Origin of the sequence: Streptomyces sp. NBC_01428 (genome assembly GCF_036231965.1) — a bacterium.
In the GTDB taxonomy this organism is placed as follows: Bacteria; Actinomycetota; Actinomycetes; order Streptomycetales; family Streptomycetaceae; genus Streptomyces.
In genome coordinates this window covers 2913927-2936057 of the sequence record NZ_CP109499.1, presented here as the reverse complement: position 1 = coordinate 2936057, position 22131 = coordinate 2913927, and the positions used below count along the sequence as shown (strand labels likewise).

Genomic DNA, 22131 nt, shown 5'->3' with positions numbered 1-22131 from the left:
CGGCCGCTCAGACCGTCCGCGCGATCAGGTACCGGAACACGTTCGGCATCCAGACCGTCCCGTCCCCGCGCAGATACGGATGCAGAGCCTCCGCGACCTCCTTGTCGACCTGGGCCTGGTCGGTCGCGTCGACCGCCGCGTCGAACAGCCCCGTGGACAGCAGTCCCCGCACGGCACTGTCGACGTCCGCGTACCCGAACGGGCACGCCACCCGGCCCGAGCCGTCGGGCCGTAGCCCGGCCCGCTGGGCGACGTCCTCCAGGTCGTCCCGCCGCGCGGCCCGCCAGCCGGGCGCGGTGCGCAGCGGATCGGCGAGCTTGCGGGCCACCCGCAGCACGGCCGAGGTGCTGCACCGTTCCGGCGGTCCCCACCCGACGAGCACCACGGGTGTCCCGCGCCCGGCCAGCGGCGCCGCCGCGGAGAGCAGTGAGGCGAGCCCCTCGGAGTCGCCGGCCACACAGCCGATCGGCTCGAAGGAGGTCACCAGGCTGTACGGCGGACCTCCCTCGACGGCCGCGTCGCCGGGCGGACCGGCCACCAGCCGGGTCCCGGTGTGCGCCCGCGCGATCCGGTCCCCGGACAGCAGACGCTCCCGCGCCAGGGCCAGCCGTTCGGGTGACGCGGAGTCGACCCCCGTGACCGCGGCGCCGCGGGAGCGTGCCATCAGCAGGGCCAGTCCCGCCCCGCAGCCGAGCCCGAGCAGCCGTGTCCTGCCGCTCACTTCGAGTCGTTCGTGGACGGCCTCGTAGAGCGGCACCAGCATCCGCTCCTGGATCTCGGCCCAGTCACGCGCGCGTGCAGCACGGTCCGTGCGGGGCGGTGGGCCCGCGTGAGGAAGGTGCTGCCGCACGAGTGTCGGTGTCATCGAAAGTGCCCCAATCAGCCGAGAGTTGCCGCCGGGCCCCGATTCCTTCGCCCCCGCGCAGTAGGCCCGCACTCCCCCCGTATGTCAGGTAACTCCGCCCTCGTCGTGTCGTCCAGGGGTTGCGGGGGCCCGTTTGCTCCCCGGCCGCGAACGTCACGAGAATTCACATCCCGGCAACGTGGACCCGTACCATCGCCGCATGGCAAAGGCACCCGTTCTCACGCCCCAGGCGGACGACTTCCCGCGCTGGTACCAGGACCTGATCAACAAGGCCGAACTGGCCGACAACGGGCCGGTCCGCGGCACCATGGTCATCAGGCCGTACGGGTACGGGCTGTGGGAGCGGATGCAGCAGGAGATGGACGCCCGCATCAAGGAGGCGGGTGCCCAGAACGCGTACTTCCCGCTGTTCATCCCGCAGTCGTACCTGACCCGGGAGGCGGAGCACGTCGAGGGCTTCGCGCCCGAGCTCGCGGTCGTCACGCACGGCGGCGGCAAGGAGCTGGAGGAGCCGGTCGTCGTCCGCCCGACGTCCGAGACGATCATCAACGAGTACTTCTCCAAGTGGGTGCAGAGCTACCGCGACCTGCCGCTGCTGATCAACCAGTGGGCGAACGTGGTCCGTTGGGAGATGCGCCCGCGGGTGTTCCTGCGGACGACCGAGTTCCTCTGGCAGGAGGGCCACACCGCCCACGCCACCTACGAGGACGCCCGGGACTACGCCGCGTACATCCACAAGGAGGTGTACGCCGACTTCATGACCAACGTCCTCGGCATCGACGTCGTCCTCGGCCGCAAGACGGCGAGCGAACGGTTCGCGGGCGCGATCAACACCCTCACGCTCGAAGGCATGATGGGCGACGGCAAGGCCCTCCAGATGGGCACCAGCCACGAGCTGGGACAGAACTTCGCGAAGGCCTTCAACACCCAGTACCTGTCCAAGGACGGCAAGCAGGAACTCGTCTGGCAGACCTCCTGGGGGTCCTCGACCCGCATGGTGGGTGGCCTGATCATGTCGCACGGCGACGACAACGGGTTGCGGGTGCCGCCGCGCCTCGCCCCCGTCCAGGTCGTCGTCCTCGCGATCAAGGGCGATGAGGCGGTTCTGGCCAAGGTCCGCGAGATCGGCGACCGGCTCAAGGCCGCGGGCGTGCGCGTCCAGGTCGACGACCGCACGGACACGCCTTTCGGGCGACGCGCCGTCGACTGGGAGCTCAAGGGTGTCCCGGTACGCGTCGAGGTCGGCCCCCGTGACCTGGAGAGCGGCACCGTGATGCTGGCCCGCCGCATCCCCGGGGGCAAGGAACCCGTCGCCGTCGACGCGCTCGCCGGCCTGCTCCCCGGTGTCCTGGAGGAGGACCAGGCGCTGCTGCTGAGGCAGTCGCGCGAGCGCCGCGAGTCGCGCACGTCCGAGGTGGCGACGATCGAGGAGGCCGTGGAGGCCGCCGTCGCGGGCGGCTGGGCCCGCATCCCGTGGGCGGACCTCGGCACGGAGGGCGAGGCCAGGCTCGCCGAGCACGCCGTGACCGTACGGTGTCTGGTCGCCGAGGACGGGTCGGTGCCCGACACCGACGACGCACCCGGTAACGTCGCCGTCGTCGCCCGCGCCTACTGAGCCGGCCGCGAGCGCGACCGAAACACCTCTTGCGCATCTGCCGACCACAGCCACCCCGGCACGCGGACACCCTCTACGTGCCGGGGCGTACATGACCCTACGTACCGCCTTGGTATGAGCTGTGATGCTTCTCCGCAGATCAGCGCACCCGCCCTCGTCAGGACGCATCAGCGGCAACTGACGGGTACGTGCAAATTATTTGGGATGCCCCGGAATAGGAACACAGAGGCACCCACGCTCGTTGTCATTACGTGAGCACGACACCACCTGTTCTCGCCGCAGAGCTGGCAGGGGCGTGGGCCGACATTCAGCGGCACCACTCCGAGCTGCCCGATCTTGCCGCGCCAGAGTCCCTGATCGGGGAGTCGTCGTCCGCCTGCGGACACGAACTCTCCTTCGAGCGACTGCTTCACGAAGCAGTCCACGGCATCGCCGCCGCGCGCGGAGTCCGCGACACCTCGCGCGCCGGCCGGTATCACAACCGCAGATTCCTCGCGATCGCCGAGGAGTTGGGCCTCGACCACCCCGAGGAACCGCATCCCAGCAGCGGCTTCTCGCTGGTCACGCTCAACCCCGAGGCCAAGCGCCGTTACCGCCCGACGATCGAGCGGCTCCAGCGCGCGTTGAAGGCCCACACGGCCGCCACCGCCGCCGACACCGCCCGCTCGTTCCGCGGCCCCGCCGCCCGGCACGGTTCCTCCGGGGGAGGCGTCCGCGTCAAGGCCGTCTGCGACTGCGGGCGCAACGTCCGCGTCGTCCCGTCGGTCCTCGCGCAGGCGCCGATCGTGTGCGGGGGGTGCGGCAAGCCCTTCCGGATTCCGGAGGTGGTCGGCGCGGCAGCCGGCTGATCCGGGTGCGACACCGGCATCTCGTGGGTGCCGGCAGCACACGCCTGCGGGCAGTCGTGCCTCCCGCTCCGTCGCAGGACGGTGCGGGATTTCAGGAGGCACGCCTGCGCGCGGGTGACACCGTCCCGACAGCAGCCGACGACCGCCGCGGACCGGCGACAAGCGCCCGGACCGACCCGGGCCGGCGTCACCTGACGGGCATCCGGGACCGCCGGGTGCCCGTCAGGTGTGGGCCGGCTCACCCTCGGTCGGGGGGATCCGCGGGATGTGGCAGAATGGCTAGCTGTACTCGACAGCCGCACAGGACCCCTCTCTCCTCCGGCTGACGCGTCCATCGGACACTCGGGTACCGCAACCCCACGCGGCCATCTCGTCGTGTCCAACCCCGTCAAGACCAGGAGACACCACTTCCGTGGCAGTCAAGATCAAGCTGAAGCGTCTGGGCAAGATCCGTTCGCCTCACTACCGCATCGTCGTCGCCGACTCCCGTACCCGCCGTGACGGCCGGGCCATCGAGGAGATCGGCCTGTACCACCCGGTCCAGAACCCCTCGCGCATCGAGGTCGACACGGACCGCGCGCAGTACTGGCTGAGTGTCGGCGCGCAGCCGACCGAGCCCGTCCTCGCCATCCTGAAGCTGACCGGCGACTGGCAGAAGTTCAAGGGCCTGCCGGCCCCGGCTCCGCTGCTCGTGGCCGAGCCGAAGGCCGCGCGCCCGCTGTTCGACGCCCTCGGTGGCGACGACACGGGCAAGGGTGAGGCCATCACCCAGAAGAAGAAGGCTGAGAAGAAGGACGAGGCTCCGGCCGAGTCCGAGTCGACCGAGGCCTGAGCATGCTCGAGGAGGCTCTCGAGCACCTCGTGAAGGGCATCGTCGACAACCCCGACGACGTGCAGGTCGCCTCGCGCAACCTGCGCCGCGGACGCGTTCTCGAGGTTCGGGTGCACCCCGACGACCTCGGCAAGGTGATCGGCCGCAACGGCCGCACCGCGCGCGCCCTGCGAACCGTCGTGGGTGCCATCGGCGGCCGCGGTGTCCGTGTCGACCTCGTCGACGTGGACCACGTCCGCTGACGTAGCACGCAGCACCGGCTCGGGCCGGGGAGGGCTTACGAGCCGTCCCCGGCCCGCAGTCGTCTGCGCACCCTCATCCGAGGCATTGCCGTCGGTACACGACAGGAGATCAAGCACAGTGCAGCTGGTAGTCGCTCGCGTCGGCCGCGCCCACGGCATCAAGGGCGAGGTCACCGTGGAGGTCCGCACCGACGAGCCGGAGCTCCGGCTCGGACCCGGTGCCGTCCTGCTCACCGATCCGGCCTCCACCGGACCGCTGACCATCGAGACGGGCCGCGTCCACAGCGGCCGTCTCCTGCTGCGCTTCGCCGGCGTACGCGACCGGACCGGCGCCGAGGCGCTGCGCAACACCCTGCTGATCGCCGAGGTCGACCCGGACGAGACTCCGGAGGACCCGGAGGAGTACTACGACCACCAGCTGATGGATCTGGACGTGTTCACCACGGACGGTGCCGCGGTCGGCCGGATCACCGAGATCTCGCACCTGCCCTCGCAGGACCTGTTCGTGGTCGAGCGGGAGGACGGCACCGAGGTGCTGATCCCGTTCGTCGAGGAGATCGTCGTCGAGATCGACCTGGAGGAGCAGCGGGCCGTCATCGACCCGCCGCCCGGTCTGATCGACGACCGCGCGGAGATCGTCTCCTCCCGCGACGCCGAGGACGACGAGGGTGACGCCACCGACGGCGAGGACTCCGCGGGGGCGGGCGCCTGATGCGGCTCGACGTCGTCACGATCTTCCCCGAGTACCTGGAGCCCCTGAACGTCTCCCTCGTCGGCAAGGCACGCGCGCGTGGGCAGTTGAACGTCCACGTGCACGACCTCCGGGACTGGACGTACGACCGCCACAACACGGTCGACGACACCCCGTACGGCGGCGGCCCCGGCATGGTCATGAAGACCGAGCCGTGGGGCGACGCGCTGGACTCCGCCCTCGCGGACGGCTACGAGACCGGCTCCCACGGGCCCGTGCTCGTCGTCCCCACGCCCAGCGGACGCCCCTTCACCCAGGAACTCGCCGTCGAGCTCTCCGAGCGCCCCTGGCTGGTCTTCACGCCCGCGCGCTACGAGGGCATCGACCGCCGCGTCATCGACGAGTACGCGACCCGGATGCCTGTCTACGAGGTCTCCATCGGCGACTACGTGCTCGCCGGCGGGGAGGCGGCCGTGCTCGTCGTCACCGAGGCCGTGGCCCGGCTGCTGCCGGGTGTGCTCGGCAACGCCGAGTCGCACCGGGACGACTCCTTCGCCCCCGGCGCCATGGCCAACCTCCTGGAGGGGCCGGTGTACACCAAGCCCCCCGAGTGGCGCGGCCGCGAGATCCCCGACGTGCTGGTCAGCGGTCACCACGGGAAGATCGCCCGCTGGCGCCGCGACGGGGCCCTGCGCCGTACGACGGCGAACCGGCCCGACCTCATCGAGCGCTGCGACCCGTCCACCTTCGACAAGAAGGACCGCGAGATGCTCTCGATCCTGGGCTGGCGGCCGGGTCCCGACGGCCGATTTGGGCGCAGCCCGGAGGTCGTGGAAGAATAGGCCGCTGCTCTTTGTCGTCCGGCGTGCGCCCCTGCCACAGGGGGACACGACGCCCGTCCCGACGAGGCAGCATCATCTCGGAATCCTCTCCCGTCGATGACCTGTGGCATTGACGAAGAAAGCAGACACACATGACTCACCTGCTCGACAACGTCGACAGCGCGTCGCTGCGCACCGACATCCCGGCGTTCCGCCCGGGTGACACCGTCAACGTCCACGTCCGCGTCATCGAGGGCAACCGCTCCCGTGTGCAGCAGTTCAAGGGCGTAGTCATCCGCCGCCAGGGCGCCGGTGTCCGGGAGACCTTCTCGGTCCGCAAGGTCTCGTTCTCCGTCGGCGTCGAGCGCACCTTCCCGGTGCACACCCCGATCGTCGAGAAGATCGAGGTCGTCACCCGTGGTGACGTGCGTCGCGCCAAGCTGTACTACCTCCGTGACCTGCGCGGCAAGGCCGCGAAGATCAAGGAGAAGCGCGACCGCTGAGCCCGTGCCGTCGACGTGACGCGTCGGCGACCGAGCCGGTAAGAAGGCGTCTCATGGAGGCCGGATAGCATCTGGCCCCGATGGACACCGAAGCACAGCACGTGGAGCGCGACCGCTCCTCCCGCCCTTCCGCCTCCGAGGAGATCTCGGACACGGAGCGGCCGGAGGGACGGTCGCGTTTCGCGTTGGCGGGCCGGGCCGCCGAGTGGCTCCCGGGCGGGTGGATCACCCTGACGGTGCTGGTCTGCCTCGTCTTCCTGCTCCTGCTCAGCCGCTTCGTGATGCAGCCGTTCCAGATTCCCAGCGGCTCGATGGAGTCCGGATTGAGGATCGGGGACCGCGTTCTCGTAAATAAGTTGGCGTACCGTTTCGGTTCCGAACCGCGGCGGGGCGACGTCGTCGTGTTCGACGGCACCGGTTATTTCGGGAGCGCAGACTACGTCAAGCGCGTTGTGGGGGTAGGGGGAGACCACGTGGTCTGCTGCGACAGGGAGGGGAGACTCGAGGTGAACGACCGGTCGGTCGACGAGTCGGCGTTTCTCCACCGGGGCGACAGCCCCTCGGACGTGCCCTTCGACGTCCGCGTGCCCGACGGATCGCTCTTCGTCCTCGGTGACCACCGCAGCCGCTCCAGCGACTCCCGCGACCATCTGGGCTCGCCCGGCGGCGGCATGATCCCCGTCGGTGACGTGATCGGCCGGGCCGACTTCATCGCCTGGCCCGCGGGCCACTGGACCCGGCTGAGCCGACCCGACGCCTACGCGCGCGTGCCCGCCGCCGGCGGTGCCCATGGGTAACCGCGGACGGCCTCGCGGAGCCCCCACGAGCGCCATGGAGAACCTGCTGCCGACCGGCACCCGGCGGGCCTCCGGAGGAGCCGCCCGTCCCAGCAGGGTGGAGCGGCGCAAGCTCGCGCGGAAGATCAAGCGGCGCAGACGGCGCTCCGCGGCCAAGGAGATACCCCTCCTCGTCGGCGTCGCCGTCCTCATCGCCCTGGTCCTCAAGACCTTTCTCGTCCAGGCCTTCGTGATCCCGTCGGGTTCCATGGAGAACACGATCCAGATCGGCGACCGTGTCCTGGTCGACAAGTTCACCCCGTGGTTCGGCTCCGAGCCCTCGCGCGGTGACGTCGTCGTCTTCAAGGACCCCGGTGGGTGGCTCACCGCCGAGGAGACCAAGAAGAAGGACGACCCCGTGGTCGTCAAGCAGTTCAAGCAGGGGCTGACCTTCATCGGCCTGCTGCCGTCCGACAACGAGAAGGACCTCATCAAGCGGGTCGTCGGCGTCGGTGGCGACACCGTCAAGTGCTGTGACGCGCAGGGCCGTGTGACGGTCAACGGCACCCCGCTGACGGAGCCGTACATCTTCGCGGGCGACAAGCCGTCCGACTTCGCCTTCGAGGTCAAGGTGCCCGAGGGGCGCCTGTTCGTCCTCGGCGACCACCGGGGCAACTCCGCGGACTCCCGTTACCACCGGACCGACAAGTTCAGCGGTACCGTCTCCGAGAAGTCGATCGTGGGCCGGGCCATGATCATCGGATGGCCCATCGGCCACTGGACCCGACTGCGCGAGCCGAGCACGTTTTCGACCGTGGCCGACGCGCCTGGAGCGTCGACCGCCGCCTCGGCGCTGTCGCATAGGGTGGCCCCTGCGGATCCAGACGGATTGATCCCGCTCCCGAGCCCTGCGGAACTCCCGCTCGTTATGGGAGTGGTGGGCCTGCGCCGAATACGGCGCGGGCGGCGGCACGGAGTGAGGAGTGGATGTGGGGGATGTGGCGGTCGGCGCACGGTCCGGACACGATGGTCCCGAAGGGCAGCCGGAGCGGCCCGACGATGCGGCTGCCCCCGGCGTGGAGGACGGGTCGGGTTCGGGCAGTGGTTCCGAGGGCGGTGACGCCTCGACCGGGCGTTCCGAGCAGGACCCGAACGCCAGAAAGCAGCGCTCCTTCTGGAAGGAGCTGCCGATCCTGATCGGCATCGCCCTGGTGCTCGCGCTCCTCATCAAGACGTTCCTGGTGCAGGCGTTCTCGATCCCCTCGGACTCGATGCAGAACACCCTCCAGCAGGGTGACCGCGTCCTGGTCGACAAGCTGACCCCGTGGTTCGGTTCCGAGCCGGAGCGCGGCGAGGTCGTCGTCTTCCACGACCCCGACAACTGGCTGGCGGGCGAGCCCACCGCCGACCCGAACGCCCTGCAGACCTTCCTGAGCTGGATCGGCCTGATGCCGTCCGCCGAGGAGAAGGACCTGATCAAGCGCGTCATCGGCGTCGGCGGCGACACCGTCGAGTGCAAGGGCACCGGCCCCCTGAAGGTCAACGGCAAGGCACTGAACGACTCCTCGTTCGTCTACGCGGGGAACACCCCGTGCAGCCAGGACGACGAGGGCGGCCAGTTCAAGGTCAAGGTCCCCAAGGGCATGATCTGGGTGATGGGCGACCACCGCCAGAACTCGCGGGACTCCCGCTACAACCAGGCCGACAAGCACCACGGCATGGTCCCGGTGGACGACGTCGTCGGCCGTGCCATCGTCAAGGCCTGGCCGATCAACCGCTGGGGCACCCTTCCGGTCCCGGACACCTTCGACCAGTCCGGCCTGAACGCCAAGGCGGCCGCCGCGGTCACGGCGCCCGGCGCCGTCGCGCTCGTCGGCGCGGTGCCGCTCGTGCTGGTGCGCCGCAGGCGCAAGGCGTCCAAGGACGACTGACGACCTGGTCGTCCCCGGTCTTCGGGGCCGGTCGCCCCGGAGTATCCGGAGCGACCGGCCCCTGCCCGTTCCGGCGGGACCGACGACCGGCACGCGTCCCGTGAACACCCCGCGCACCGCCGATCCGCACAGGTCTTCCACATGGCGCCCGGGCCCGTGATCGTTGTCCGAACCATGGGCTGACCGCGGACCGTACCCCCGGGTAGGGTGCGGTCCCATGGGTGGCGAGAGCGCAACACGTACGGCCCCGCGCAGCGGTGGCGTGGCCAGGGACCAGGCGGGCAGCAAGGTCGGACAGCGGTTGTCCGGGCTGGCCGTCGCGCTGGGCCTGGTGCTGTTCCTCGGTGGGTTCGCCTGGGGAGCGGTGGTCTACCTGCCGTACACGGTGCCCACCAGCTCGATGGCGCCGACGATCAACGTGGGCGACCGGGTCCTCGCGCAGCGCATCGACGGAAGCGACGTCCGCCGCGGTGACGTCGTCGTCTTCAAGGACAAGGCGTGGGTCACCAACGCGTCCGTGGTCAAGCGCGTGGTCGCCGTCGGCGGTGACACGGTCTCCTGCTGCACCAAGGGCAAGCTGACCGTCAACGGAAAGCAGATCGACGAGCCGTATCTGCCCGAGGGCAGCCTCGCCGAGATCACCAACTTCCCCACCGTGAAGGTCCCCAAGGGCCGCCTGTTCCTGCTCGGCGACGAGCGGCAGGGCTCCCTCGACTCCACCGCGCATCTGACGGACGCCGCCGGCGGCACCGTGGCGCGCGGTGCCGTGTCCGCGCGGGTCGACGCCGTCGCCTGGCCCATGAACGGCATGCTCGAACGCCCCAGCGGTTTCGAGCCCCTCGGTGCCCTGTCCCAGCCGGGCCCGCTCCGCACGATCGTCGCCGCGGTGATCGCCGGTGCCGTGCTCGTGCTGGGCGGCGCCGCCTACGGGCCCATCGCCAAGCGGGCCGGCCGATCCCGCACGAAGACGGAGCCCGCCGGTGTCCGCTGAGCCGACGGACGACCGCGAGGAGACGCCCGAGGGCGGTCTGCGCAGGGTCGCCCGGGTCGTCCTGCTCGATCCGCAGGACCGTGTCCTTCTCCTGCACGGGCACGAGCCGGACGATCCCTCGGACGACTGGTGGTTCACCCCGGGCGGCGGTCTGGAGGGGGACGAGACCCGGGAGCAGGCCGCGCTGCGGGAACTCCTGGAGGAGACCGGTATCACGGAGGTCGAGCTGGGCCCGGTGCTGTGGCAACGGATCTGCGCCTTCTCGTTCGCCGGGCAGCGCTGGCACCAGGACGAGTGGTACTTCCTGGCCCGTACGACCCAGACGGCCACGGCGGCCACCGCACTGACCGACCTGGAACGGCGCAGCGTCGCCGGAGCGCGCTGGTGGACGTGCCGGGAACTGACCGAGGCACATGAGACGGTGTATCCGACCAAGCTCGCCGGGCTGCTCCGCAGGGTGCTCGACGAGGGTCCCCCGGCCACGCCCGAGATCCTCGACACGGAAATCGTCTAGGGGTTCCCGGGGCTGGCGCACAATAGGGGGACGCACGGCTGAAGGGGAACATGCCATGAGCGCCGAGGACCTCGAGAAGTACGAGACCGAGATGGAGCTGAAGCTCTATCGGGAGTACCGCGACGTCGTCGGTCTGTTCAAATATGTGATCGAGACCGAACGGCGCTTCTACCTCACCAACGACTACGAGATGCAGGTGCACTCGGTCCAGGGTGAGGTGTTTTTCGAGGTGTCCATGGCGGATGCCTGGGTGTGGGACATGTACCGGCCCGCTCGCTTCGTGAAGCAGGTGCGCGTCCTCACATTCAAGGACGTGAACATCGAGGAGCTGAACAAGAGCGATCTGGAGCTGCCGGGCGGCTGACTCGAAGGCGGCCGGGCGGCCGACTGAGGTCCGGCCGGACAGTGGGCCGGCGAGGCCGGGGACCGAGGGGTTCCCGGCCTTCGTGTTTCTCCGCAGTGACTCGTGTGGGTGACGGGCATGTCCACAGTCGCGCGGCTGTCCACCAAGATCCACAAGCCGCGCGGCGCGGCCTCAGTGTGGAGGCCGGAGGTGGTGCCGACATGAAGACGACCGAGGCACGGGACAACGCACACAACGACGCACGCAACGCACTGGGCAGGTACGGCGAGGATCTGGCCGCACGACGGCTGACCGAGGCCGGTATGACGGTCCTGGCGCGCAACTGGCGGTCCGGCAGGACGGGCGAGATCGACATCGTGGCGCGGGACGGCGACGCGCTCGTCCTCTGCGAGGTCAAGACCCGCAGGGCCGGCACGTTCCAGCACCCGATGGCGGCCGTGACACCGGCCAAGGCCGGTCGGCTGCGGGGCCTCGCCGAGCGCTGGCTCCAGGAACACGGAGGAGCCCCACCGGGTGGAGTCCGCATCGACCTGATCGGCATCGTCCTCCCCGACCGCGGCGCGCCCGTGGTCGAGCACGCGCGGGGGGTGGCCTGAGATGGGCTTCGCGCGGACGTGTTCGGTGGCCCTGGTGGGCGTGGAGGGCGTCGTCGTCGAGGTCCAGGCGGACCTGGAGCCGGGGGTCGCGGCGTTCACCCTGGTGGGGCTCCCCGACAAGAGCCTGACGGAGAGCCGGGACCGGGTCAGGGCCGCGGTCGTGAACTCCGGCGCCGCCTGGCCGCAGAAGAAACTGACGGTGGGGCTCAGCCCGGCCTCCGTGCCGAAGGGGGGTTCGGGATTCGACCTCGCCGTCGCGTGCGCGGTGCTGGGAGCCGCCGAGCGGATCGATCCCCGGGTGCTCGCCGACATCGTGATGATCGGGGAGCTCGGGCTCGACGGCAGGGTGCGGCCGGTCCGCGGGATCCTCCCGGCGGTGCTGGCGGCGGCGGACGCGGGATACGAGCAGGTGGTGGTCCCCGAGTGCGCCGCGGCCGAGGCGTCGCTGGTCCCCGGGGTCTCGGTGCTCGGCGTCCGCAGCCTGCGCCAGCTGATCGCGGTGCTCGCCGACGAACCGGTGCCCGAGGAGAACCCCGACGAGCAGGGCCGCCCCGATCCGCTGCTGGCGGGCCTGCGCGTCCCGGGCACGGGGGAGGCCACCGGCCTGTGCGGCATCGCCGTCCCGGAACACGACCAGGGGCACGATCTCGCCGACGTCGTCGGCCAGTTGTCGGCCCGCACGGCGATGGAGGTGGCGGCGGCCGGAGGGCACCATGTCTTCCTGCAGGGTCCGCCCGGGGCGGGCAAGACGATGCTCGCCGAACGGATGCCGTCCCTCATGCCGCGGCTGTCCCGGCAGGAGTCCCTGGAGGTGACCGCGATCCACTCCGTGGCCGGCCTGCTCCCGCCCGGCAAACCGATGGTCGACATCGCCCCCTACTGCGCGCCGCACCACTCCGCGACCATGCAGTCCCTCGTCGGCGGCGGCAAAGGCCTCGCGCGACCCGGCGCGGTGTCCCTGGCCCATCGCGGAATCCTCTTCCTGGACGAGGCGCCGGAGTTCAGCGGCTTCGTCCTCGACGCCCTGCGCCAGCCGCTGGAAGCGGGACACGTGGTGATCGCGCGCAGCGCCGGCGTCGTGCGGTTTCCCGCGAAGTTCCTGATGGTGCTGGCCGCCAACCCGTGCCCCTGCGGCCGCTTCAGCGTGACGAACGACTTCTGCGAATGCCCGCCCTCGGCCATCCGCCGTTACCAGGCACGGCTGTCCGGACCCCTGCTCGACCGGGTCGACCTGCGCGTCGAGGTGGAGCCCGTCACCCGGTCGGAACTCACCGCGCGGGGCGCCCAGGGCGAGGCCACCAGGATCGTCGCCGAGCGGGTGCGCGCCGCCCGCGAGCGGACCGCAGCCCGTCTCACCGGGACGCCCTGGCACACCAACAGCGAGGTCCCGGGGCGTGAGCTGCGCAGCCGGTGGCAGGCGGTGCCGGGCGCGATGGACGACGCCGAGCGGAGCCTGGAGCGCGGACTGCTCACGGCCCGGGGCCTGGACCGGGTGCTCCGCGTCGCCTGGACGGTCGCGGACCTGTCGGGACACGACCGCCCCGACGCCGGTGACGTGGCCCTCGCCCTCCAGCTGCGCACCGGGGTTCCGCGCGGGGTGCCGATGGCGATCGGCGCACCGGTATGACGGACGACGGCGAGCGCAGGGCCCGCGTCACGCTCTCCCGGGTCGTCGAACCCGGCGACGAGGTCTGTGGACGGTGGGTCCGGGAGGTCGGGGCGCGGGAAGCCGTGAGGTGGCTGTCCGGTGGCGAGGGTCAGCCGCGCGGGATGACCGACTCACGCTGGGCGGGACTGCGGGCCAGGGCCGAGCGGGCCGACCCTGAGGGCGACCTCGGCCGGGCGCGGGAGGCCGGAGTGCGGTTCGTCTGCCCCGGCGACTCCGAATGGCCGGCGCAACTGGACGACCTGGGGGACGGACGGCCCCTCGGGCTGTGGGTCCGGGGGCTGTCCAGCCTGCGGATATGGGCGCTGCGGTCGGTCGCCGTCGTCGGCGCCCGGGCCTGCACCGAGTACGGCGCGCACATGGCGGCCACCCTCGGCGCCGGCCTCGCTGAGCGGGGCTGGGTCGTGGTGTCCGGCGGGGCGTACGGGGTGGACGGCGCCGCGCACCGAGGCGCCCTCGGCGCGGGCGGCGCCACCGTCGCCGTCCTCGCCTGCGGGGTCGACCGGCCCTACCCGCGCGGCCATACCCAGTTGATCTCCAGGATCGCGGAACAGGGGCTCGTGATCGGCGAGTTGCCGCCCGGCGACCATCCCACGCCCAGCAGATTCATCCTCCGGAACCGCGTCATCGCGGCGCTCACCCGGGGCACCGTGGTCGTCGAGGCGGCGTATCGCAGCGGAGCGCTCGTCACCGCCCGCGCGGCACAGCGGCTGGGGCGGTTCACCATGGGAGTGCCGGGCCCGGCCACCAGCTCGCTCTCCGCGGGGGTGCACGAACTGCTGCGCGGAGAAGCGGTCCTGGTCACGGACGCCGCGGAAGTCGCCGAACTGGTCGGTGACATGGGCGAGCTGGCCCCGGACCGGCGCGGACCCGTGCTGCCGCACGACCTCCTGCCCCCGGGCGCCCAGCGCGTCCTGGCCGCGCTGCCGGCGCGGCGACCCGCGGCCGTCGACGAGATCGCGCGCGGAGCGGCCACCACCACGGACGACGCGGTCGGGAGACTGTACGAACTCCGAGCACTTGGATTCGTCGAACGACACGGCGACGGCTGGAAGTTGACACGCCAGGCGTCTACCTCCGTCCCTGATGATCGGGAGGGTCGCTGACCGAGCGTGTTCGGCCGTCCGGGGGAACGCCGACGCCCCTGCGGATTACCGCAGTTGGCGGATCCCGACGGTCACGCAGCGCGACCGGTGAGATGCCGGGTGCCGCCTCCCGGACCCCCTCCGCGTCCGGGTGACAGCCCTCCCTTCGCGCACTGCGACTGTCCAGTCACGCTACGCTCACGAGGATCCGACGCAGGCACACCATCTCGGTATGAAGCCGACAGACACCCAGGCACTCCCAGTTCACGGCAGAACGGCACAAGGCGACGAATGCCCCAGCACACCTCCGGGTCCGACCGGACGGCGATCCCGCGAGCCGCCCGCGACGGCGGCAGCGTGCGCCCGCCCGCTCCCTCGACACTCGACGAGCTGTGGCGGTCGTACAAGTCGACCGGTGACGAGCGGCTGCGCGAGCAGCTGATCCTGCACTACTCGCCGCTGGTGAAGTACGTCGCGGGACGGGTCAGCGTGGGCCTGCCGGCCAATGTCGAGCAGGCCGACTTCGTCTCGTCCGGGGTGTTCGGGCTGATCGACGCGATCGAGAAGTTCGACATCGAGCGCGAGATCAAGTTCGAGACGTATGCGATCACCCGGATCCGCGGCGCCATGATCGACGAACTGCGCGCCCTCGACTGGATCCCGCGGTCGGTCCGGCAGAAGGCGCGCAACGTCGAGCGCGCCTACGCCACGCTGGAGGCCCGGCTGAGACGGACCCCCTCGGAGACCGAGGTGGCCTCCGAACTGGGCATCGCGGTGGAGGAACTGCACGCGGTGTTCAGCCAGTTGTCGCTGGCCAACGTGGTCGCCCTGGAGGAACTGCTGCACGCCGGCGGCGAGGGCGGCGACCGGCTGAGCCTGATGGACACCCTGGAGGACACCGCCGCCGACAACCCGGTCGAGGTCGCCGAGGACCGGGAACTGCGCAGGCTCCTGGCGCGGGCGATCAACACCCTCCCCGACCGGGAGAAGACCGTCGTCACGCTCTACTACTACGAGGGGCTGACACTCGCCGAGATCGGCAACGTACTCGGCGTGACGGAGAGCCGGGTCAGCCAGATCCACACCAAATCCGTACTCCAGCTGCGCGCAAAGCTGGCCAGTTTCGGGCGCTGACCAGGCCGTTCGTCCGGATCGGCGCAGCCTGTCTCCCGTGCCCCCGGACCGTCTGCCACACGGCCGGGTGGGTGGAGTGGCTCCCGTACGCGGCGGAGCGTCCGTACAGTGGTTGACGTGCCAAGGATTCGAGCGGCCTCCGTGGCCGAGCACCGGTCGATGCAGCGAGCCGCCCTGCTGGACGCGGCGCGCTCCCTGTTGTCCGAGGGCGGGACGGAGGCGCTGACCTTCCCTGCTCTCGCCGAGCGCACGGGCCTCGCGCGGTCCTCCGTGTACGAGTACTTCCGCTCCCGGGCCGCCGTCGTGGAAGAACTCTGCGTGGTCGACTTCCCTGTCTGGGCCGCCGAGGTCTCCGACGCGATGGCCGCCGCAGAGGGCCCCGAGGGCAAGGTCGAGGCGTATGTGCGCCGGCAGCTCGCCCTGGTCGGGGACCGGCGGCACCGCGCCGTGGTCGCCATCTCCGCCAGTGAACTCGACGCGGGCGCCCGGGAGAAGATCCGGGCCGCGCACGGCGGGCTGGTCACGATGATCGGCGAAGCGCTGGCCGCCATGGGCCACGCCGAGCCGCGGCTCGCCGCGATGCTGCTGCAGGGTGTGGTCGACGCCGCCGTGCGCCGCATCGAGCTCGGCGCCGCCGAGGACCCCACCGCGATCACCGAGGCGGCCGTCGCGATGGCCCTGCGGGGCGTTCGCGGCTGACCGTCGCCATGGCGCTGCGGGCCGTTCGCGGCCGCGGCCGAGCCTTTCGACGACCCGGCTGGTGTCCGCACCGACCCGCGCCAGGTGTCGTCTTCGCCCGGCGTCAGTGCTTCGGTGGCGGTCCGTCGAGCGGCAGCAGGCGGGACGGGCCGAGGCCCAGCAGCCAGGGCGGCAGCAGGGACAGCGGGTTCAGGTAGACCGCGCCTCTGAGCAGGCCCCAGTGCAGACAGGACGTCGGCCCGCAGTGCGCGTCGCGCGTCGCCTCCACCGTCCCGAGCACCGTGCCCGCGAGGACCTCGTCGCCCTGATGCACCGACGCCCGCACCGGCCCGTACGTCGTGCGCAGCGGAGGGGACCCGGTGCCCGACAGCTCCACCGAGACGACCCCTCGGCCCGCTACCCGGCCGGCGAAGGACACCCTGCCCGGGGCGACGGCCCGCACCGGAGCGCCGGGGACGGCTCCGAGGTCGACGCCGCGATGGCCCCGCGAGTAGGCCGTCGCCGGCGGCTCCCAGCCCCGTACGACCGGGGGACGGACCCCTACCGGCCAGGAGCGGGCGAGTGCCGGGACAGCCGGATCGGCCGGATCGGCCACGGGAGGCGTGGCGGGTCCGGTGGGCGCCGGGGTGCCGGGGCCCCCTCCTGACGGGAACCCGGCGTCGGCGTCGGACGGGTCCGCCGGTTCGGCCTCCGGCAGGCGGCCGGGATCGGCACGGGGCCCGTCGCCGGACCCGGCGGACCCATCGCCTCCGGAGGGGGGCGTGCCGACGGCGAGCGGGCGGGTGGCCTGAAACGGTGGTGCGGGCCCGCCTCCGCGGGGCAGGGCCGCCGAGGAGGTGAAGGCCACGGACAGGGGCCCGGTCGCCGGGGCGCGGACGGGCGTCGACGCCGGGGCGGCGGGGGTCAGGGCGCCCAGGACGGTCAGGGTCAGGCAGAGGAGAAGACCCGGCCGGGTACGCACGCATCGGTTCAGTCGCATGCGGAAACCGTCCCGCACCGAGCGGATCATGGCCGGGATCTGTGGAGTACCGGCCGGTTGTGGACAGCGGCGTCACCCGGCCCCTCTCGGGTCCCGTACACTTCTGGTGGCGATTCGGGTCACCGAGTCGACTTCGCACGCCCCGACATCTGGTCTTCAGTACCGGTGTCAGCGCCTCTCGGTCCTTTGTGGCACGGCGCATCGCGGGCGTCAGGAGCGAGTGCCGTCCGGCACACGCGGTACAACCGAGAAAACCTAGGAGAACGGCCATGGCCGTCGTCACGATGCGGGAGCTGCTGGAAAGCGGCGTCCACTTCGGTCACCAGACCCGTCGTTGGAACCCGAAGATGAAGCGCTTCATCTTCACGGAGCGCAACGGCATCTACATCATCGACCTGCTCCAGTCGCTGTCGTACATCGACCGCGCCTACGAGTTCGTCAAGGAGACCGTCGCCCACGGCGGCACGGTCATGTTCGTCGGCACGAAGAAGCAGGCGCAGGAAGCCATCGCGGAGCAGGCCACCCGCGTCGGCATGCCCTACGTCAACCAGCGCTGGCTGGGCGGCATGCTCACCAACTTCTCGACCGTCTACAAGCGTCTGCAGCGCCTCAAGGAGCTCGAGCAGATCGACTTCGACGACGTCGCGGCCTCGGGTCTCACCAAGAAGGAGCTTCTCGTGCTCTCGCGCGAGAAGGCCAAGCTGGAGAAGACCCTCGGTGGTATCCGCGAGATGCAGAAGGTGCCCAGCGCCGTCTGGATCGTGGACACCAAGAAGGAGCACATCGCGGTCGGCGAGGCCCGGAAGCTCAACATCCCGGTCGTCGCCATCCTCGACACCAACTGTGACCCCGACGAGGTCGACTACAAGATCCCGGGCAACGACGACGCGATCCGCTCCGTCACCCTGCTCACCCGCGTGATCGCCGACGCCGTCGCCGAGGGCCTCATCTCCCGCTCCGGCGCCGGCAAGGCCGCCGAGGGTGACAAGGCCGCCGGCGAGCCGCTGGCCGCGTGGGAGCGCGACCTGCTCGAGGGCGAGAAGAAGGCCGACGAGCCCGAGGTCCAGACCTCCGCCGAGACGGAGAAGGTCGCCGACGCCGAGCAGGCCGACGCCCCCGCCGCCGAGGCCGAGGCTGTCGAGGCCCCCGCTGCCGACGCCGAGGCCCCCGCTGCCGAGGCCCCCGCCGCGGACGCCGAGCAGGCCTGACCCCTCAGCCCTTCGGGTGTGTGAACGGCGGGGGCCCACAAAGCCCCCGCCGTTCGTCCCGTAGATCTTCAGACTTCGAGAGAGATTCCAGGAATCATGGCGAACTACACCGCCGCCGACGTCAAGAAGCTCCGTGAGCTCACCGGCGCCGGCATGATGGACTGCAAGAAGGCACTGGACGAGGCCGACGGCAGCGTCGACAAGGCCGTCGAGGCCCTGCGCATCAAGGGCCAGAAGGGCGTCGCCAAGCGCGAGGGCCGCTCCGCCGAGAACGGCGCCGTGGTCTCCATCATCGCTGACGACAACACCTCCGGTGTCCTGGTCGAGCTGAAGTGCGAGACGGACTTCGTCGCCAAGGGCGAGAAGTTCCAGGCCGTCGCCAACCAGATCGCCCAGCACGTCGCCGCCTCCTCCCCGGCGGACCTCCCCGCGCTCCTCGGCTCCGAGATCGAGCCGGGCAAGACGGTTCAGGCGTTCGTCGACGAGGCCAACGCCAACCTGGGCGAGAAGATCGTCCTGGACCGCTTCGCCCAGTTCTCCGGCGCCTACGTTGCCGCGTACATGCACCGCACCATGCCCGACCTGCCCCCGCAGATCGGTGTCCTGGTCGAGCTGGACAAGGCCGACGCCGACCTCGCCAAGGGCATCGCGCAGCACATCGCCGCCTTCGCGCCGAAGTACCTCTCCCGTGAGGACGTTCCGGCCGAGGTCGTCGAGACCGAGCGTCGCGTCGCCGAGGAGACCACCCGCGCCGAGGGCAAGCCCGAGGCCGCCCTCCCCAAGATCGTCGAGGGTCGGGTCAACGGCTTCTTCAAGGAGGCCACCCTCCTCGGTCAGCCGTACGCGCTCGACAACAAGAAGTCCGTCCAGAAGGTCCTGGACGAGGCCGGTGTCACCCTGAAGCGCTTCTCGCGCATCAAGGTCGGCATCTGAGTCCGTACCGCGATCGACGCGCGGCCCCTATAGGGTCGACAGCAGTCGTCCGCGTACGCCGGCACCCACGCGCGTGTGCCGGACGACAGCAGATCTGACGAGGAGGCCATTGCCGCGCACGGGATGCGAACACACCCCACCGGCAATGGCCTTCTTCGTATGTGCACCATGAGGAGATCTCCATGACCACCACCCCGGCCGACAAGGGCGACAAGACCGACGACGGCAAAGGCACGGGACGCTTTCTGCTGAAGCTGTCCGGCGAGGCGTTCGCCGGCGGCGGCGGACTGGGCGTCGACCCCGACGTGGTGCACAAGATCGCCCGCGAGATCGCGGCCGTCGTGCGCGGCGGAGCCCAGATCGCCGTCGTCATCGGCGGCGGCAACTTCTTCCGCGGCGCGGAACTGCAGCAGCGCGGCATGGACCGGGCCCGTTCCGACTACATGGGCATGCTCGGCACCGTCATGAACTGCCTCGCCCTCCAGGACTTCCTGGAGAAGGAAGGCATCGACAGCCGCGTCCAGACCGCCATCACCATGGGCCAGGTCGCGGAGCCGTACATCCCGCTGCGCGGCGTGCGGCACCTGGAGAAGGGGCGCGTGGTCATCTTCGGCGCCGGCATGGGCATGCCGTACTTCTCCACCGACACCACGGCCGCCCAGCGCGCCCTGGAGATCGACGCCGAGGCGCTCCTCATGGGCAAGAACGGCGTCGACGGTGTCTACGACTCCGACCCGAAGACCAACCCCGGGGCGGTCAAGTTCGACTCCCTCAGCTACAGCGAGGTCATCACCCGGGACCTCAAGGTCGCCGACATGACGGCCATCACGCTGTGCCGGGACAACAAGCTGCCGATCCTGGTCTTCGAGCTCCTGGCGGAGGGCAATATCGCGCGGGCCGTCAAGGGTGAGAAGATCGGCACACTCGTCGGCGACCAGAACGGCCGGGCCTGACGGGGAACGCTCCCGTCCGGGTACGAACCCCGGACGCGGACGGACCCTGACCGGGGGATGGACAATGTCCTGCCGGTCCGGAACCGTGCAGGAACAAGACGCGACGCAGCCGGCTGCCGACCCCGACGAGGAACAGCTGCCGGGCCTACTCAAGACACGCAGGAGCAAGTGGTGATCGAAGAGACCCTCCTCGAGGCCGAGGAGAAGATGGAGAAGGCCGTCGTGGTCGCCAAGGAGGACTTCGCCGCGATCCGCACCGGCCGTGCGCACCCGGCGATGTTCAACAAGATCGTGGCCGACTACTACGGCGCGCTGACGCCGATCAACCAGCTGGCCTCGTTCTCCGTGCCGGAGCCGCGCATGGCCATCGTGACCCCGTTCGACAAGAGCGCGCTGCGCAACATCGAGCAGGCGATCCGCGACTCCGACCTGGGCGTCAACCCCAGCAACGACGGCAACATCATCCGTGTGACCTTCCCCGAGCTGACGGAAGAGCGTCGCAAGGACTACATCAAGGTCGCGCGGACCAAGGGCGAGGACGCCAAGGTCTCGATCCGTTCCGTGCGCCGCAAGGCGAAGGACGCCCTCGACAAGCTCGTCAAGGACAAGGAGTCCGGCGAGGACGAGGTCCGTCGTGCGGAGAAGGAACTCGACGACACCACGGCGAAGTACGTCGCCCAGGTGGACGAGCTCCTGAAGCACAAGGAAGCGGAGCTGCTCGAGGTCTGATGAACGACTCTTCCTGGGGGGCGCCGCCACAAGCCGGGTACTGGGGGCCGTCCGAGCAGGGGCCTGTCCAGGGGGCAACCCCGGCGGGTCCCACGTACGATGCGCATGACGCGCAGCACACTCGGCCCATGCCCACCGTGCCCGACGTACCCGCACATGGCGGAGACCAGGATGACGACCCGGGGGCCGCTCGGCCGAGCGGCCCCTTGTTCCACGACGACGCACCGTCGACGGCGCCCTACGGCGATCCGTCGCACAACCCGCAGAGCCCGCAGGAGCCCATGCCCAGCGCCGCCCCCCAGCCCGCCCCCGCACCTCCGAAGAAGAGTGCGGGACGCGACCTGGGCGCGGCCATAGGAGTGGGCGTCGGGCTCGGCGCGGTGATCGTCGCGTCGTTGTTCGTCGTCAAGGCCGTCTTCGTCGGCGTGATAGCGGTCGCCGTGGTGGTGGGGCTCTGGGAGCTCACCTCACGGCTGGAGGAGCGCAAGGGCATCAAGGCGCCCCTCGTACCGCTCGCGGTCGGCGGGGCGGCCATGGTCGTCGCCGGATACGTGCGGGGCGCCGAGGGCGCGTGGGTCGCCATGGCCCTGACGGCGCTGGCCGTCCTGGTCTGGCGTATGACCGAACCACCCGAGGGCTACCTCAAGGACGTCACGGCGGGGGTCTTCGCCGCCTTCTACGTGCCGTTCCTGGCGACCTTCGTGGCCATGATGCTCACGGCCGACGACGGCCCGCGCCGCGTCCTGACCTTCCTGCTCCTGACGGTCGTCAGCGACACCGGCGCCTACGCGGTCGGCTGGCGCTTCGGCAAGCACAAGCTGGCGCCGCGCATCAGCCCCGGCAAGACCCGCGAGGGTCTGTTCGGGGCGGTCGGCTTCGCGATGGTCGCGGGTGCGCTGTGCATGCAGTTCCTGATCGACGACGGCACCTGGTGGCAGGGTCTGGTCATCGGCCTCGCGGTCGCGGCCAGCGCCACGCTCGGCGACCTCGGCGAGTCGATGATCAAGCGGGACCTCGGCATCAAGGACATGGGCACGCTCCTGCCGGGCCACGGCGGCATCATGGACCGGCTGGACTCGCTCCTGCCGACGGCTCCGGTGGTCTGGCTCCTGCTCGTCCTCTTCGTCGGCTCGGGCTGACCGCCTTCTCCACCCCA

The 22131-nt window shown here is 70.8% G+C and carries 25 protein-coding genes; 23 read left to right on the top strand and 2 right to left on the bottom strand.

Translation table 11 applies throughout. The features are described from left to right. Positions 1-7: 7 nt before the first annotated feature. The gene (locus OG406_RS12580) at positions 8-865 is read right to left on the bottom strand and encodes an SAM-dependent methyltransferase (protein WP_164374914.1); all 858 of its coding nucleotides are present in this window, start codon (positions 863-865) and stop codon (positions 8-10) included. A 199-nt stretch (positions 866-1064) separates the two neighbouring features. Between OG406_RS12580 and proS the strand changes: the two genes are divergently transcribed. From proS to OG406_RS12490, 18 genes are all read left to right on the top strand, one after another. Continuing rightward, entirely contained in the window at positions 1065-2480 is a 1416-nt protein-coding gene (gene proS / locus OG406_RS12575) for a proline--tRNA ligase (RefSeq protein WP_329185764.1), read from the top strand. 251 nt (positions 2481-2731) lie between these two features. Next, positions 2732-3328, top strand: a complete 597-nt coding sequence (locus OG406_RS12570; RefSeq protein WP_081219658.1) for a hypothetical protein — start codon at positions 2732-2734, stop codon at positions 3326-3328. Positions 3329-3740: 412 nt separating this feature from the next. After that, positions 3741-4160, top strand: coding sequence for a 30S ribosomal protein S16 (gene rpsP, locus OG406_RS12565; protein ID WP_081219659.1), 420 nt, complete (start codon positions 3741-3743; stop codon positions 4158-4160). A 2-nt stretch (positions 4161-4162) separates the two neighbouring features. After that, a complete protein-coding gene (locus OG406_RS12560; RefSeq protein WP_003973401.1) occupies positions 4163-4402 on the top strand; it encodes an RNA-binding protein in 240 nt (79 codons plus the stop codon). Between the two features lie 118 nt (positions 4403-4520). Further along, the gene (gene rimM / locus OG406_RS12555) at positions 4521-5114 is read left to right on the top strand and encodes a ribosome maturation factor RimM (protein WP_164374912.1); all 594 of its coding nucleotides are present in this window, start codon (positions 4521-4523) and stop codon (positions 5112-5114) included. Next, positions 5114-5935, top strand: coding sequence for a tRNA (guanosine(37)-N1)-methyltransferase TrmD (trmD, locus tag OG406_RS12550; protein ID WP_329185762.1), 822 nt, complete (start codon positions 5114-5116; stop codon positions 5933-5935). The genes rimM and trmD overlap by 1 nt, the downstream gene beginning before the upstream one ends. Positions 5936-6066: 131 nt before the next feature. Continuing rightward, positions 6067-6417, top strand: a complete 351-nt coding sequence (gene rplS, locus OG406_RS12545) for a 50S ribosomal protein L19 (protein ID WP_081219662.1) — start codon at positions 6067-6069, stop codon at positions 6415-6417. An 80-nt stretch (positions 6418-6497) separates the two neighbouring features. Then, the gene (gene lepB / locus OG406_RS12540) at positions 6498-7214 is read left to right on the top strand and encodes a signal peptidase I (protein ID WP_266846554.1); all 717 of its coding nucleotides are present in this window, start codon (positions 6498-6500) and stop codon (positions 7212-7214) included. Continuing rightward, positions 7207-8313: a signal peptidase I gene (gene lepB, locus OG406_RS12535; RefSeq protein ID WP_164374909.1), complete on the top strand. Its 1107-nt coding sequence runs from the start codon at positions 7207-7209 to the stop codon at positions 8311-8313. Before lepB (OG406_RS12540) ends, lepB (OG406_RS12535) begins: the two co-directional genes overlap by 8 nt. Beyond that, positions 8270-9124: a signal peptidase I gene (gene lepB / locus OG406_RS12530; protein ID WP_164374908.1), complete on the top strand. Its 855-nt coding sequence runs from the start codon at positions 8270-8272 to the stop codon at positions 9122-9124. Before lepB (OG406_RS12535) ends, lepB (OG406_RS12530) begins: the two co-directional genes overlap by 44 nt. A 217-nt stretch (positions 9125-9341) precedes the next feature. Continuing rightward, complete coding sequence (gene lepB / locus OG406_RS12525) at positions 9342-10115, top strand: signal peptidase I (protein ID WP_267048647.1); 774 nt, start codon at positions 9342-9344, stop codon at positions 10113-10115. Further along, entirely contained in the window at positions 10105-10629 is a 525-nt protein-coding gene (locus tag OG406_RS12520; protein ID WP_266616924.1) for an NUDIX hydrolase, read from the top strand. The genes lepB (OG406_RS12525) and OG406_RS12520 overlap by 11 nt, the downstream gene beginning before the upstream one ends. Before the next feature lie 55 nt (positions 10630-10684). Beyond that, complete coding sequence (locus OG406_RS12515) at positions 10685-10993, top strand: DUF2469 domain-containing protein (RefSeq protein WP_003965949.1); 309 nt, start codon at positions 10685-10687, stop codon at positions 10991-10993. Between the two features lie 200 nt (positions 10994-11193). Then, positions 11194-11589, top strand: a complete 396-nt coding sequence (locus OG406_RS12510) for a YraN family protein (protein ID WP_329185757.1) — start codon at positions 11194-11196, stop codon at positions 11587-11589. Position 11590: 1 nt separating this feature from the next. Next, the gene (locus tag OG406_RS12505; protein ID WP_266616927.1) at positions 11591-13216 is read left to right on the top strand and encodes a YifB family Mg chelatase-like AAA ATPase; all 1626 of its coding nucleotides are present in this window, start codon (positions 11591-11593) and stop codon (positions 13214-13216) included. After that, positions 13213-14361 carry a DNA-processing protein DprA gene (gene dprA / locus OG406_RS12500; RefSeq protein ID WP_164374903.1) on the top strand — a complete coding sequence of 383 codons (1149 nt, stop codon included), beginning with the start codon at positions 13213-13215 and terminating at the stop codon, positions 14359-14361. The genes OG406_RS12505 and dprA overlap by 4 nt, the downstream gene beginning before the upstream one ends. Positions 14362-14631: 270 nt before the next feature. After that, positions 14632-15474, top strand: coding sequence for an RNA polymerase sigma factor WhiG (gene whiG, locus OG406_RS12495; RefSeq protein WP_081219670.1), 843 nt, complete (start codon positions 14632-14634; stop codon positions 15472-15474). 141 nt (positions 15475-15615) lie between these two features. Then, positions 15616-16173 (top strand): TetR/AcrR family transcriptional regulator, encoded by a 558-nt coding sequence (locus tag OG406_RS12490; RefSeq protein ID WP_081219671.1) that lies wholly within the window; start codon positions 15616-15618, stop codon positions 16171-16173. Positions 16174-16276: 103 nt separating this feature from the next. Here OG406_RS12490 and OG406_RS12485 read toward each other — a convergent pair whose 3' ends face one another. Beyond that, a complete protein-coding gene (locus OG406_RS12485; protein WP_443067077.1) occupies positions 16277-17152 on the bottom strand; it encodes a peptidoglycan DD-metalloendopeptidase family protein in 876 nt (291 codons plus the stop codon). Positions 17153-17421: 269 nt separating this feature from the next. Here OG406_RS12485 and rpsB point away from each other — a divergent pair, with 269 nt between their 5' ends. The 5 genes from rpsB to OG406_RS12460 all read left to right on the top strand — a co-directional run bounded on the left by rpsB (position 17422) and on the right by OG406_RS12460 (position 22114). Beyond that, positions 17422-18360, top strand: coding sequence for a 30S ribosomal protein S2 (gene rpsB / locus OG406_RS12480; protein ID WP_164374900.1), 939 nt, complete (start codon positions 17422-17424; stop codon positions 18358-18360). 96 nt (positions 18361-18456) lie between these two features. Then, positions 18457-19293, top strand: coding sequence for a translation elongation factor Ts (gene tsf / locus OG406_RS12475; protein WP_081219673.1), 837 nt, complete (start codon positions 18457-18459; stop codon positions 19291-19293). 182 nt (positions 19294-19475) lie between these two features. After that, positions 19476-20246 (top strand): UMP kinase, encoded by a 771-nt coding sequence (pyrH, locus tag OG406_RS12470; protein WP_081219674.1) that lies wholly within the window; start codon positions 19476-19478, stop codon positions 20244-20246. 171 nt (positions 20247-20417) lie between these two features. Beyond that, positions 20418-20975, top strand: a complete 558-nt coding sequence (gene frr / locus OG406_RS12465; RefSeq protein ID WP_081219675.1) for a ribosome recycling factor — start codon at positions 20418-20420, stop codon at positions 20973-20975. Further along, positions 20975-22114, top strand: coding sequence for a phosphatidate cytidylyltransferase (locus OG406_RS12460; protein WP_081219676.1), 1140 nt, complete (start codon positions 20975-20977; stop codon positions 22112-22114). The genes frr and OG406_RS12460 overlap by 1 nt, the downstream gene beginning before the upstream one ends. Positions 22115-22131 lie beyond the last annotated feature (17 nt).